This window comes from Siphonobacter sp. SORGH_AS_1065 (assembly GCF_030818595.1).
Taxonomy (GTDB): Bacteria; Bacteroidota; Bacteroidia; order Cytophagales; family Spirosomataceae; genus Siphonobacter.
This window is the reverse complement of record NZ_JAUTAM010000004.1, coordinates 97535-112121: the sequence shown is the minus strand read 5'-3', so window position 1 is coordinate 112121 and position 14587 is coordinate 97535. Positions and strand designations below refer to the sequence as shown.

Below are 14587 nucleotides of genomic sequence, written 5' to 3'. Positions count from 1 at the left end.
ACGACCAGAGTAACTTCCTAATAAACAGCATAGCAATGAATTTCATAGAGACCATCATTAAGCGGCCCTCGATGATTATCGTACTTTTTGCGATACTCACGCTGGGAGGGATCGCCTCTTATCGGCTGCTGAGTTACGAGCTGATGCCCGAGTTTTCGGTGCCGGTCGTAACCATCACGACGATTTACCCCGGTGCGGCTCCTTCGGAGGTGGAGTCGGAGGTAAGTAAGAAGATTGAAGATGCCGTATCCGGACTGGACAACATCGATAACATTACCACGAAGTCACTTGAAAATGCCTCGCTGGTTATCGTGGAATTTAAAGCCGGAACGGACATTGACAATGCCCTTGACGAAACGCAGCGGAAGATTAATAACATGGTGAGCGACCTTCCCGACGACGTGGAAACGCCTTCCTTATCCAAAATTTCCCCGAGCGATCAGCCCATTATGCAGTTACTGGCAACCTCGAATCTGCCCAACGAAGTGTTTTATCAGCAGGTTGAAGATCGGTATTTGCCCATTATGCAACAGGTGCCCGGCGTGGCTGAAATTACCATGGTTGGGGGTGACAAACGGGAAGTACGGGTAAACGTGAATGACGACAAACTGAATTATTACGGATTGTCGCTCTTGCAGGTAACACAGGCCATTAATCAGGCGAACATGGAATTTCCGACGGGTAAGGTAAAAAGCTCTTCGGAGCAGATTACGCTGAAACTGGCCGGTAAATTCTCCTCACTTGACGACATCCGTGATCTGGTGATTTCGACTTCACAAACGGGTAGCCCCATCCGGGTGCGTGACGTGGCGACGGTAGAAGATGGATTAGCCGATACCGAAAGCATCAGCCGCTTTAACGGTCAGAACGGAATTGGCTTGTTCATTAAAAAACAATCGGATGCGAATGCCGTAGAAATCAGCCAACTGATCCAGGAACGTTTAGCGACCATTGAAAAAGAAAATGAGAAAGATAAAGTCCATTTTACGATTGCCTATGACAGCAGCATTTTCACACTCGAATCGGTTGAAGCCGTAACGCACGACTTGATTCTGGCCGTTGTGCTGGTGGCGGCGGTAATGCTATTGTTCCTGCATAGTTTCCGAAATGCCATTATCGTGATGGTATCGGTTCCGGCTTCGCTGGTGTCTGCCTTCCTGTTCATGGGTGTAATGGGTTATTCCCTGAACCTGATGACGCTGCTGGCTCTTTCGCTGGTAATCGGTATCCTCGTCGATGACTCGATTGTTGTGCTGGAAAACATTCAGCGACATTTGGAAATGGGTAAAAACCGCTGGCAGGCTACCCTCGACGGGGTAAAAGAAATTGGCTTCGCCGCTGTGGCTTTGACACTGGTAATTGTGGTGGTATTCGTACCGATTACGATGGTTAACTCCGTCATTGCCGACTTACTACGCCAATTCTCCTTAACGGTAGCCTTCTCTACGCTGATCAGTTTGCTGGTGAGTTTTACCCTGACGCCTTACCTGACTTCACGGATATCAAAACTGGAACATCTGAATCCGAAAAATCCTTTTCACGCCTTTCTGTTATGGTTTGAACGGGGACTAACGGGTCTGTCCAACTGGTACCATAATGCTCTGGTTTGGGTGATTGGACATAAAATTGCTTTTACCGGAATTCTGATTGCCCTTTTCGTGGCTACGGGCTGGGTAATGGGACTGGGTATCATAGGTCAGGAATTTGTGGCTCAGGGCGATCAGGGTAAATTTTTGTTAACCATGAAGCTCGATAAAAGTGCTTCGCTGGAGCAGAATAACCTGACGGCTCGCAGCATTGAAGATTACCTGCGGAAGAAGCCCGAAGTAGAGACGATTTTCGCGAACGTAGCGGGTGCGAGTACGGGCATGGCCAGTACCGGGCAAGGCGAAAGTAACCGGACGGAGTTGACGATTGAACTGGGACCCGTAGAGGATCGTCCCGATCATTTATCGACCGAAAATTACATGATTGCGGTTCGAAAAGAGTTAATGAAAAAATTCCCCGGGTTGGAGTTTACCTCATCGGTCATCGGAATGGTAGCTACGGGCGAATCGCCCATTATGATGATTCTGAGTGGGGATAATCTGGATGAGCTGATGAAAACGGCTCAGGGTTTGGCGGATCGTCTGAAGAAAATTCCTGGATCGAACGACGTAAAAGTGTCGGTAGAGGCGGGTAACCCCGAAGTTCAGGTGCAGATTGATCGTGAGAAAATGGCGAAGCTGGGGCTGAATATTCAAACCGTAGGCGGACTGTTGCAAAATGCCTTTGCGGGTAATGATGATTCCAAATACCGGGACGGTTCCGAAGATTATGACATTCGGATTATGCTCGATGCCTTTGATCGGAAGAATCCCGAAGCCGTGAAAAACATTACGTTCTTTAGCCCTATCGCGAATCGTCCGGTGCGGCTGGCTGAGTTTGCGGATGTTCGTTTGGGAAATGGCCCTTCGTTGCTCGAACGTAAAAACCGTCGGACGTCGGTAACGGTAACGGGTAATACCCTGGGCGTCGGTTCTGGAACGCTGATTAACACCATTAATGAAGATCTGGCGAAAAATCCATTACCTGCCAACGTAACCTTAACCTGGGGCGGCGACGCCAAAAACCAGAGCGAAGGGTTCGGTTCGCTGGGTCTGGCGATGGGTGCCGCGTTGATTCTGGTGTACTTCATCATGGTATTACTGTACGACAGTTTCATTTACCCGCTGGTTGTATTATTCTCCATTCCCGTGGCCATTATCGGAGCCTTAATCGCTCTGGCTTTGTCCTCTTCCAACATGAGTATCTTCGCTATGTTAGGGATGTTAATGCTGATGGGTCTGGTCATGAAAAATGCCATTTTGATTGTCGATTTCGCCAACCAGCTTAAAGCTCAGGGGATGTCTTATAAAGAGGCCATTATTCACGCAGGAGAGGAACGGCTGCGACCCATTTTAATGACCACCATCGCCATGGTCATTGGGATGTTACCCATCGCTCTGGCTGCCGGTGCCGGTTCAGAATGGAAAAACTCCCTGGCCTGGGTATTAATTGGTGGATTAACCAGTTCCATGATCCTTACCGTTTTCCTGGTTCCCATGATTTATTATCTGGTAGATCGGGTGCAGGAAAAGTGGGGAAGTAAGAAGAAGAAGAAAGCAGTAATAGAAGTAGAGTCCGTTCCCGTATAAGCCCTGAAAACGAAGGGTGTCTTTCGTAAGAAAGGCACCCTTTTATTTTTATCGTAGAGACGTCGATTGATCGCGTCTCAGCCGGGGAATGAAAATCACAGGGATGGTAACCCAAAATCGCCTTTACCTAGATGTTATGAATCGAAGTTTCTACAGTGATTTTTCTTTCAAACGTAGAGACGTCGATTTATCGCGTCTCAGCCGGAGAATGAAAATCATGTGAAAGGTAACCCGAAACCGTCTCTGCCGGGGAACGAAAATTATACAAAAGGGAACCGAAAACTGCCTCTACCCAGACGCCATAAATGGACGTCTCTACGCAGTAATTCAGCCATTCTAGAAATTGAACGTCAACTGTCGTCCTTCCCATTCGTCAGCCCCTTCCAGATTCCGCCCTGGTTGGTGCCCTCACCAACCACTAGGCTTTTAGTAAGGGCTGGTGGAGACACCAGCCAGGGCAGGAGATTGGTGTAACCCAACATTTACCCCAAGTTCCTACGCTCTTTCGGATTTGTAATCCGAAAGCCCTCTGTTAGGGATTTATAATCCCTAAAGTAACCCTAACTGCCTCTACCCAGACGCCATAAATGGACGTCTCTACGTAGTAATTCAGCCATTCTAGAAATTGAACGTCAACTGCCGTCCTTCCCATTCGTCAGCCCCTTCCAGATTAGAAAGTGTAACCCCCATGAGGCGAATCCCCATGCGTAAAGGAAAAATGCTGTCGAATAAATCCTTGACAATTCGTTCGTAAAACGATTGCTCAGTAATGGGCTGGAGGCTCGTTCGGCTGCGGGTAATCTGCTCAAAATCGCCGAATTTCACTTTCAATGTGACCGTCTTTCCGTACGCATGAGCCCGTTCGGCCCGTCGCCAGACTTCCTCCGTAATCGGCCAGAGTTCGTTCAGTAATAATTCCAGATCTTCCAGATCGCTCGAAAAGGTTTCTTCGGCTCCAATGGATTTACGAATGCGATCCGGATTTACCGGGCGATCATCCTGTCCACGGGCAATCTGGTAATACCAGCGTCCCGCTTTCCCGAAATGTTTCACCAGAAATTCCTGCGACTGAAGTTTTAAATCACCTCCGGTAAAAATGCCCATTTTGTGCATCTTCTCGGCAGTTACTTTACCAATGCCGTGGAAGTCCTTTACCTCCAGCGTTTCCACAAACTTTTCAGCCTGACTGGGTTTAATAATGAAGAGCCCGTCAGGTTTGCGGTAATCCGAGGCAATTTTGGCCAGAAACTTATTGAAAGAAACGCCCGCCGAGGCTGTCAGTCCGGTTTCTGCCTTGATCTGAGCCTTGATTTCTTCCGCAACCTGCGTAGCGGTTTCAATACCTTTCAGATTTTCAGTGACATCCAGATACGCTTCGTCCAGGGAAAGCGGCTCAATTAAGGGAGTATATTGGGCGAAAATATCCCGAATTTCCCGGGAAACGGCTTTATAGACCTCAAACCGGGGACGGACGAAAATGAGCTGCGGACATTTCCGAATGGCCGTTACCGAAGCCATCGCCGAACGAACCCCGAATTTCCGGGCTTCGTAGCTGGCGGCTGCCACCACGCCCCGTTCGCGACTCCCACCTACGGCTAGCGGTTTCCCCTGAAGGTCTGGATTATCCCGCTGTTCGACGCTGGCATAGAAGGCGTCCATATCAATATGTATGATTTTCCTAAATGTTGCCAAAATTCAGTGTGTAACTTTGGAGTTGGAGTTTTGGGTTTAGAGTTTTGTGTTTTGAGTTAAAAATGCGAGACATTACCTATTTATTATAACAGGTGATGAGAGTAAAGCTTATTCAATTGAACTTTAACCCTAAACTCTGAACCCCAAACTCACAACACTATATGTTTGATTTATCCTCTGAGCTACAATTCCAGACGAGCCGATCCTCGGGGCCGGGTGGTCAGAATGTCAATAAGGTTGAAAGTAAAGTGGAAGTTCGTCTCAATATTCCAGCTTCACAAATTCTTAACGAAGAGCAGAAGCAGAAGATTCAGCAACGCCTGAAAAGTCAGCTAACCACCGAAGGTGATCTGGTAGTTACTTCACAAGAGTCGAGGAGCCAGATGAAGAATAAAGAATTGGCAGTGAAGAAGTTATATGCAGTATTAACCAAGGCTTTTGAAGAACCCCGCGTTCGGAAAGCAACCAAACCTACCAAGGCTTCAACCCTGGAAAGATTACAAACCAAGCGAGTAGCTTCCGAGCGAAAAGCATCCCGTAGTCGCAAAAACTGGGAAGACTAAACGTTACCTTTTATTTTTGTCCCAAACGATTTCCACATGCATTCTTTCAAACTTAGTTTTCTGTTGCTGCTAAGTCCCCTCTTGTTAGTGGCACAAACCAAGAAGAGCGTCCAGCGAACCATGCCCGACCGCCCCAAGCTGGTGGTAGGGATCGTAGTCGATCAGATGCGTTATGATTTCCTGTTTCGCTATTCAGAAAAATACGGAAAAGGCGGTTTCAAGCGATTATTAGGCGAAGGTTTCAACTGTGCCTATACGCATTACAACTACATGCCGACGATCACGGCCCCCGGTCACACCTCCATTTATACGGGTTCGGTTCCGGCCATTCACGGGATTGTGGGCAATGAATGGTTTGACCGGAGCCTGGGCCGCGATATTTATTGTACGGAAGATACGACGGTAGTAACAGCGGGTAATAACCCATCGCCTGCGGGGCGGATGTCTCCCCGGAATGTATTAGCCAGCACCATTACCGATCAGTTGAAGATCGCGACGAATTTTAAATCCAAAGTCATCGGTGTTTCTCAGAAAGACCGGGGGGCAATCATTCCGGCGGGTCACACGGCAGATGGAGCGTATTGGTTCGATTCCCGCGATGGAAGCTTCATTACCAGTACCTTTTACATGAAAGATGTACCGAAATGGGTGAAGGACTTCAACGCTAAAAAACTGGCGAACAAGTACCTGGAAAAGCCCTGGACAACCTTATTACCCATTGAGCAATACACGGAAAGTACTGCCGATGATATGCCTTACGAGCAGCCTATTCCCGGCGAAAAGAAACCCGTGTTTCCCCACGAAGTAGGCGGAACCTTCCAGGGATTCTATGAGAACTTCCGTAAAACGCCCTTCGGTAACAGCATTACGAAAGATTTTGCTCTGGAAGCTCTGAAAAACGAGAAATTAGGCAAAGGCAATGTAACGGATTTCCTGGCGGTTAGTTTCTCTTCAACGGATTACGTCGGTCACAGTTTCGGCCCTAACTCCATCGAAACGGAAGACACTTACTTGCGTCTGGATAAAGACATTGAAGAACTTTTAACCTTCCTCGATAGCTGGGTAGGGAAAGAAAACGTACTCGTTTTCCTTTCCGCTGACCACGGTGTTGCAGACGTTTGGGGCTTCTCGAACGAACACCACATTGCAGCAGGTTCATTGGATAAAGTAACGTTGAAAGCCAGAAACGTGCTGAACCAGGCATATGGTGAGGCAGACTGGATTCAGTATTACGGTAACTATCAGTTATACCTGAATCCTGAAGTAATGAAGGCTAAAAAACTGACGTACTCAGACGTGTACCCAGTGTTACGCGATTCCATTGTACAGATGAAAGGAGTAGCCAACTTTGTGAATCTTCATTCACTAGAGGCTGTTTCCATGAATGATAATCAGGCCTATTTCGTTAAAAATGGCTACCATCCCCGTCGCGGTGGGGACTTTATGTTAGTCTCAGAACCCGGCTGGCAGGATGGCTACACCAAGGCCGGAACGGGTCACGGAACGCTTTATAACTACGATTCACACGTGCCTTGTCTGTTTTACGGTTGGAAAATCCCTCACGGACGCACGGGGGCTTCTACCTACGTAGCTGATATTGCGGCAACAGTTTCGTATTTACTTGATATTTTGGAACCAAGCGGTTGTGTGGGCAAGCCCATACTGGATATGGTTGGACAAATCAAGTAGTTTTCGGTTGACCGTTTTCAGTTTACGAAAAATGCCCGGCACAAACCGGGCATTTTTCGTAGCATAATGTAGAGACGCGACTTTATCGCGTCTGGGTAAGAGGCAGTTTTGTTATGCCGAAATTATTTCCATTTCCCAGCCAGACGCGATAAAGTCGCGTCTCTACGTTTTTTATTTGATAAAGGAACGAATTACAATTTCAGGGCGATCTGTTTCCCGGTTTTTATCGATTCATAAATCGCATCAATGATTTTTAAATCTTTCATCCCTTCTTCGCCGTCTACCGGAATCACTGGTTTTTTATTCTGAAGGATAATCGCTGCCATTTCATCCATCTGTACCGTTTGATGGGTTACGACGGGCTGATTGATCTCGCCTTTATTGGTTCGCCCTTTCAGGGGACCATAACCCGTGGCAGGACTTAATTCAGCGAAGCCTTTATCCCCCGATAAAAAGAAACGATCGAGAAAATTAATATTATAACTGGAAAGACAGGAAGCAACGGCTCCGCTGGGAAAACCTAACTGGAAAGTAATGGTCTCGTCAACCCCTTCTTTAAATTTCTGCGGATCCGTCTTCGTTTCCTGAGCCGTTACCCAAATGGGATCTTCGCCCAGCATGTATCGTGAACCATTGATGGCATAAATACCAATGTCCATCATCGAACCGCCCCCCGCGAGTTGCTTATTCAAACGCCATTGGCTCGGATCGCCGATTTTGAAACCCGATAAGCCCTGAAAGAAATTAACCTTACCCAGTTCTCCGTCTTTTCGCATACGAACGACTTCTAGGGTAAAGGGTTCAAAATGCAGGCGATAGCCTACTAGTAACTTCACGTTCGCCTTTTTACAGGCATCGATCATATCCTGACATTCCTTAGCGTTGAGGCCCATGGGTTTTTCAGTAATTGCATGTTTCCCCGCTTTCGCTACCCGAATAACCTGGTCCCGGTGCAGGGCGTTTGGGGTAATTACATACACCGCGTCGATGTCAGCATTATTCTTGATCTGATCGAAATTGTCGTAGTTATAGCAGTTCTTTTCGGGAATATTGTACTTAGCCTGCCAGTCTTTGATCTTCGAAGGAGTACCGCTGATGACTCCCACCAGCTTCGCCATTTTACTTGATTGCATGGCTTCGGCTACACGGCTGCCATAACCACCCAGACCCATAATGGCAACCCGTAACACAGGTCCATCATAGGGTTGTGATTCACGCAAAACAGAGGGAGCGGCGGCAGCGGCGTAAGATGTAAAGGACAAGGCAGCGGCGGAGGCCGTCAGTTTCTGTAGAAAGTCGCGACGTGATTGCATATTATAGAATTGGGTTTGAGGTAGAACTAGCAAATGACCAGGACCATTGCCCTGATTCAAAAATGATCATTTCTCCCTGATATACTTCTACGCATTCGTCGAAAATCCTATTCCAGCTTGGCTACGGTTTGGGGTTTGGGGTTTGGGGTTTGGGGTTTGGGGTTTGGGGTTTGGGGTTTGGGGTTTGGGGTTTGGGGTTTGGGGTTTGGGGTTTGGGGTTTGGGGTTTGGGGTTTGGGGTTTGGGAAGGAAAAACCGGTAAAGGTAGGGGAAAGGTTTGGAAAAGGAATCATAACCCCGGAGGGGTTCAATATCAATAGCCCCGGATGACAATCCGGGGTTCCCTATGTCCGGGATAAACGTTGGAGGGGCCCATACGCCAATCTCCCGCCTTGGCTGTGTATCCTCACCAGCCATTAAGTAGGAAGCCTAGTGGTTGGTGAGGACACCAACCATGGCGGATGGGAAGAGGTTTGGAAAAGGGAATCATAACTCCGGAGGGGTTTAACATGAATAGTCCCGGTCTGGATGGACCCGGATGACAATCCGGGGTTCCCTATGTCCGGGATAAACGTTGGAGGGGCCCATACGCCAATCTCCCGCCTTGGCTGTGTATCCTCACCAGCCATTAAGTAGGAAGCCTAGTGGTTGGTGAGGACACCAACCATGGCGGATGGGAAGAGGTTTGGAAAAGGGAATCATAACTCCGGAGGGGTTTAACATGAATAGTCCCGGTCTGGATGGACCCGGATGACAATCCGGGGTTCCCTATGCCCGGGATAAACGTTGGAGGGGCCCATACGCCAATCTCCCGCCTTGGCTGTGTATCCTCACCAGCCATTAAGTAGGAAGCCTAGTGGTTGGTGAGGACACCAACCATGGCGGATGGGAAGAGGTTTGGAAAAGGGAATCATAACTCCGGAGGGGTTTAACATGAATAGTCCCGGTCTGGATGGACCCGGATGACAATCCGGGGTTCCCTATGCCCGGGATAAACGTTGGAGGGCCCATACGCTAATCTCCCGCCGTGGCTGGTGTCCTCACCAGCCCTTACTAAAAGCATAATGGTTGGTGAGGACACCAACCACGGCGGAGGGTAAAAGGCGGCTAGTGCTACTTTAGGGATTGTAAATCCCTAACAGATGGGCTTTCGGATTGCAAATCCGAAAGAGCGTAGGAGTATAGTTGTAAAATAAAGAATAAGGCCTTATTCCAGAGTACGGGAACTGGCGTTGACTTGAAAAAGAAAAGTATCCAGAGGTGACCAGACATAGTCGTCGGAACAACGGTACCCTCTTAACCATAAATCTCCCTTTATTTTCCTCAAGTAAAGACCTCTCGGAAAGCTACGATCCGCTGAAAGCGGTTTGGAATAAATGACGAGGGCTCCGGGTGGGTTTTGATTTACTACCTCTTTGCTTACTTCTTCCTGATCGGTAAAATAAAATCTACTGTAAAATGCGGCTTCCAGAGGGCATGCTACCAAACCTAATAGACGGGCCTGATTTCGGATTTCCTCTAATGTTCCACCCTGTTGAAGGCCCAACTCTCCAACAGTAATTTCTGCGACCGATAGAGACTGCTGTTGGGGAGAGGGGCAAAAATGTGGGCTAAACAAAAGCATCTCCGCAAATTCATTGAGGAAAATAGGGTAACCCTTGAGGCGATCAAACAGATGTTCCCTGGATAAGCCGCCGTAGGTTATCTCTTTTATTACCATCTGATTACTATACTATTAACTATATTTTGGCAAAAGGATTATTGCTGATGTACTGAATCTTAGAAAACTTACTTGAGGTATTTTAACGTCAAAATATTAGCTATTGAAGAGCAAGCCATCGCCGCACCATAAGCTACCAGCATTGACGTATGAGGTAATAATAATCCCACGATATACAGGAAAGTAGCATAGCCCATGCCAGAGTTCACCATCCCTCGCAAAATCCGGGCACACTGGGCGGGCCCCTGCTGAATGTGCGTAAAGACAGCGAGGCAGGTAGTCATAATGGGGAAGGGTGTTAATAAACCACTCCAAACCGGTCCCGTCCAGGAAGCCACTTGCGTAATGACTGCTACAAAAGTTGTTGCCACGATCATCCGTAAAGGGAGGTCAAAGCGGGGTGGGGCTGCAATGTGAGCCGGAACTTCGGGTCGGGGAAATAGCTTGTAAACCAGTAAAATGAACAGTAACAAGGTTATGAAAAGGAGATGAATACTTCCCGAATAAAATTGTCCGATGTATAAACTTCCAAAAATCATGGCGTAGCAGAGCATCAGTAAGGGAAACCAGTGCAAGCGGGGAGCCAGTTTCGCATATAACCAGGCGAAGGCATAGGTAGAGAAACAACCTACCAGCGAGCCCATAGCCGATTTTGCCGCGAAATCCTTACTCTGCTCAAGGGCCAGAAAAATAGAAATAGGCCCTGCCACCCAGGGAAACCCACCAAGCCATCCGCCAATAACATTACCCCACCGTCGGGCCGCCAGCGTAACACCGGCAATCAATGAGGGCATTAAAATTAACTTGAGTACAAGTGTGTTCATCCGTAATGAGAAAGCCACGAAGGCAAGGGATTCCTTCGTGGCTTGAGTTGGTATCAATAGTCGGAAAAATTAGACCGCAACCGGAGCTTTAATCGCAGGCCAGGGGTCATAATTTTCGAGTTTAAAATCTTCGTAAGTAAAGGCAAATAAATCTTGAACTTCGGGATTGATTCGCAGCGTGGGTAAGGCTCGCGGTTCGCGACTTAACTGTAACTCTACCTGTTCTAAATGGTTCAGGTACAGGTGCGTATCGCCACCCGTCCAGATAAAATCACCGAGTTCCAGATTCGTTACCTGAGCAATCATCATCGTCAGTAACGCATAGCTGGCAATGTTAAAGGGTACGCCCAGGAATACGTCCGCACTGCGTTGGTATAACTGGCAGGAAAGCTTGTTGTCGGCTACGTAAAACTGAAACAACGCATGGCAGGGTTGCAGAGCCATACCATCCAGATCGGCTGGATTCCAGGCGGATACAATGATTCGACGGGAGTCCGGCGATTTTTTCAGAAGGTTAACGGCCTGTGTAATCTGATCGATTACCCGTCCGTCGGGGGCTTCCCAACTTCTCCACTGTTTACCGTATACGGGACCAAGGTTGCCTTCCGCATCCGCCCATTCATCCCAAATACTAACACCGTTGTCTTTCAGGTATTTAATATTGGTATCGCCCTGAAGAAACCAGAGTAACTCGTGAATAATGGATTTCGTGTGTACCTTTTTGGTAGTCACTAAAGGGAAACCTTCGGCTAGATTAAAACGCATCTGGTAACCGAAAACTGAAATAGTACCCGTACCGGTACGATCGGTTTTTCGGGTGCCGTGGTCAAGAATATGCTGGAGGAGATCCTGGTATTGTTTCATCGATACTTAAAAGCTGAGAGCGGGGACAAAGGTAAGGCTATTCGGCGAGACTATCGGCCTGAATTTCCTGGGGGCTTAGTCCTTCGATGCTCACTGAATGGGTAATCTCCGCTGACTGAGCAAACTGGGCCGTTGCCGAACAGTATTTTTCCATCGAAAGTTTGATGGCTCGCTCTGCTTTTTCTTCACTCACATTACCCTTGATGTCAAAATGCACATTGATTTTGCGAAACGGACTCATTTCAGTGCCTTCAATCTTCACCCGTTCACCTGATACACTCACTTTGACATCTTCGATTTGCAGCCGCTGTTTTTTCAGAATCAGGATCACGTCAATGGCCGAGCAGCCACCCAATCCCATTAGCAAAAGCTCCATGGGGCGAACGCCCGCATTCTTGCCACCAATGGCCTCGGCTGCATCAATAGAAACTTTGGCCTCGGATGAACCAGAAGCCTGAAAATGAAAAGCGTCATCAACGCGAACTAATTCAACTTGCATAACTAGGATGTGGTTTTTTGTGTAAGCCTTCCAGCCCCGAATTCGTTCCCGAATACTTTAGCTATTGAACTTAAGATAACAACGTTTGTCTGAGCGGCTATGTTCTGTAGAAAGGATAAACGTTGCTAAACCGGACATTCTGTACTCCCCCGATTTTTTGCCCTTTTGGGTGATTTTAAAGACTTGCCTTTGGGATAGTTGTACACACGTGGCTGTCGGGGAACGGGCTCGGGTTTGGGTGGTTCTGGGATGGACTGAAAATCGAAGTAACTCTGAAATTCTGTGGGTTTTCCGGCATCGGCTTTAATAGGAAAGGTCGGTTGTCCTTTGTACTCGTATGTTTCGTATTGATAGTCAAAGAGATAAACCGTAATGTAACCGTCTTTGCTATATTTTCGGGCGATGGCATTGGGAGAAATAAAGGATTCAGCCCGTAAATATTTTCCACGCGTCCGCAACGAGTCCGGGAACTCGGAACGGTATAATTTAGCCCGATTATAGAGAAATGAAAAGTTAGTGGAATCCAGTTGTAACGCCGTCGTGATGTAATAATGCGAATACTTTTTCTGTTTGGTTCCGGCGTATAAAACACCGAGGTTATTAATCGCGGTTTTACTCAGATACCCGTTATAATTCTCAATGGCCTTTTCCTTTTCGTTCAGGATTTTATACACATTCCCGGCGTTGTTTCGGTAGTAACCGCCCGCCGTATCAATTGACATGGCCCGTTGAAAATCAGCCAGTGATTTTTTATAGGAGCCTTTGGCCTCATTATCTTTCTTTTCCTGTTCCAGTTGCAAACCCCGATACGACAGGGTAATACCGCGGTTGTTTAATAACATCGGTTCGCGGGAATGCTTCAGTACTAAACTATCGTAACGTACCAAAGCTTCAGGAATTCGGTCGCTTTGCAAATCCGTAATAGCCACGCCGTTATGGGCATTAAGGTTATTGGGTTCAAGTTTGATGGCTTGCTGGTAATCTTTTGAAGCATCGTCAAACTGTTCGATGTTCATCTGAAAATTTCCCCGATTGGTTAATAACCCTGCGTGATTAGGCTCGCGTTTCAGGGCTTCGTTTACGTTGCGATGAGCCAACTGAAAGTCACCCACGCCTCGGTAGGCTTCGCTTAAACCCGCATACACGGCGGTGGCATTAGGCTTGTTTTTTAAGGCATTTTCAAATTCGGGAATGGCCTGTCTATAGCGTTTTAACCGAACTAGCGTAAATCCGCGACATATATAAAAATCAGCGTAATCAGGATTGTCGGGATTAATGATATGAACGCTGGCCGTGAAATCTTTCCAGGCTTCAGTGTATCGACCTAACCGATAATAGGCCATAGCTCGACCTAGGCGAGCGGGCATGTACGTAGAATCCAGTGAAACGGCTCGCTGGTATTGAGCCAGGGCCTGCTTATCCTGATGCTGGCCGATGAGAATATTCCCAATTCCGGTGGCAGCTTCTGGGGAGGTGGGACGAATGCGTAAGACTCGATGAAAGGCTTCTCCGGCCAGCGTATAATCGCCCATTCGGTAATGAGTGTAAGCCATGCCAAGGTGAGCCAGATACCCTTCGCGGCCACCGGCATCGAGGTATTCCTGAAAAGCTTTAATGGCTTCGTCGGATTGTTTCAGGGCCAGATGAGCGTGCCCCAAACGTAATAATACCTGTAAATCAGCTCCTTCCTGACGAGCTTGCTGAAAATTCCGCACGGCTTCGTCCCAGCGATTTTGAGCCGCCATGAGCTGCCCCATCGCAATTCGGGATTGCGGATTGGTATTAACCGATTGTTCCAGGTAACGCTCAATGTGCGGATACGTATTGGTATTCGTAGGAGCGGATTTCCAGAGAGCAATCGCCTGGTTGTAAAAGAGAACGTCTGAATTTTCAGGAGTGGAAGGAGTCGTTCGAAAATAATTCAAAGCCTCCGAGTATTTACCCATCTGACTGGCTGCCAGACCCTTCTGTAAACCCGCATTGGGAAAAGGCAACGGTTGATTAAGTAACTGAAGTGCCTGGGCGGAATGTCCCTGAGCTAATTCCACCAGAGCCAGATTATAGCGAAGCGTATCGCGGTTTTCTACCTTCAGTGCCCCATTGAGCAAAGGCCAGGCCCGGTCATAACGACCACGTTTGGCAAGCTCAGCAGCCAGATTATTCATCTTACGCAACGAATCCGTCCGGGTTTGAGCCGTAACCAGAGTGGATGCACAGAAGAAAAAAATCACCAGCCAACGCAGCATTC

The 14587-nt window shown here is 47.8% G+C and carries 11 protein-coding genes; 3 read left to right on the top strand and 8 right to left on the bottom strand.

Annotated features, from left to right (window positions below; all coding sequences use genetic code 11):
• Positions 1-35 precede the first annotated feature (35 nt).
• Positions 36-3176 carry an efflux RND transporter permease subunit gene (locus tag QE390_RS01340; RefSeq protein WP_307140791.1) on the top strand — a complete coding sequence of 1047 codons (3141 nt, stop codon included), beginning with the start codon at positions 36-38 and terminating at the stop codon, positions 3174-3176.
• Positions 3177-3794: 618 nt separating this feature from the next.
• Here QE390_RS01340 and dinB read toward each other — a convergent pair.
• Positions 3795-4871, bottom strand: a complete 1077-nt coding sequence (dinB, locus tag QE390_RS01335; protein ID WP_307143526.1) for a DNA polymerase IV — start codon at positions 4869-4871, stop codon at positions 3795-3797.
• Between the two features lie 158 nt (positions 4872-5029).
• Between dinB and arfB the strand changes: the two genes are divergently transcribed.
• Together arfB and pafA are read left to right on the top strand one after the other, a co-directional pair.
• Positions 5030-5431, top strand: coding sequence for an alternative ribosome rescue aminoacyl-tRNA hydrolase ArfB (arfB, locus tag QE390_RS01330; RefSeq protein WP_106635677.1), 402 nt, complete (start codon positions 5030-5032; stop codon positions 5429-5431).
• A 36-nt stretch (positions 5432-5467) separates the two neighbouring features.
• Positions 5468-7120 carry an alkaline phosphatase PafA gene (gene pafA, locus QE390_RS01325; RefSeq protein WP_307140790.1) on the top strand — a complete coding sequence of 551 codons (1653 nt, stop codon included), beginning with the start codon at positions 5468-5470 and terminating at the stop codon, positions 7118-7120.
• 191 nt (positions 7121-7311) lie between these two features.
• On the opposite strand, the gene QE390_RS01320 is transcribed toward pafA, so the two are convergent.
• The 7 genes from QE390_RS01320 to QE390_RS01290 all read right to left on the bottom strand — a co-directional run bounded on the left by QE390_RS01320 (position 7312) and on the right by QE390_RS01290 (position 14585).
• On the bottom strand, positions 7312-8433 hold the full coding sequence (locus QE390_RS01320) for a Gfo/Idh/MocA family protein (protein ID WP_307140789.1): 1122 nt from the start codon (positions 8431-8433) through the stop codon (positions 7312-7314).
• Between the two features lie 107 nt (positions 8434-8540).
• Positions 8541-8849: a hypothetical protein gene (locus QE390_RS01315; RefSeq protein ID WP_307140788.1), complete on the bottom strand. Its 309-nt coding sequence runs from the start codon at positions 8847-8849 to the stop codon at positions 8541-8543.
• Positions 8850-9639: 790 nt separating this feature from the next.
• Positions 9640-10152, bottom strand: a complete 513-nt coding sequence (locus QE390_RS01310; protein WP_307140787.1) for a hypothetical protein — start codon at positions 10150-10152, stop codon at positions 9640-9642.
• Positions 10153-10220: 68 nt separating this feature from the next.
• Positions 10221-10976 (bottom strand): hypothetical protein, encoded by a 756-nt coding sequence (locus QE390_RS01305; protein ID WP_307140786.1) that lies wholly within the window; start codon positions 10974-10976, stop codon positions 10221-10223.
• 69 nt (positions 10977-11045) lie between these two features.
• Positions 11046-11840 carry a thymidylate synthase gene (locus QE390_RS01300; protein WP_307140785.1) on the bottom strand — a complete coding sequence of 265 codons (795 nt, stop codon included), beginning with the start codon at positions 11838-11840 and terminating at the stop codon, positions 11046-11048.
• 37 nt (positions 11841-11877) lie between these two features.
• Positions 11878-12339 (bottom strand): OsmC family protein, encoded by a 462-nt coding sequence (locus QE390_RS01295; protein ID WP_106635938.1) that lies wholly within the window; start codon positions 12337-12339, stop codon positions 11878-11880.
• Positions 12340-12464: 125 nt separating this feature from the next.
• The gene (locus QE390_RS01290; RefSeq protein WP_307140784.1) at positions 12465-14585 is read right to left on the bottom strand and encodes a tetratricopeptide repeat protein; all 2121 of its coding nucleotides are present in this window, start codon (positions 14583-14585) and stop codon (positions 12465-12467) included.
• Between the last annotated feature and the right edge of the window lie 2 nt (positions 14586-14587).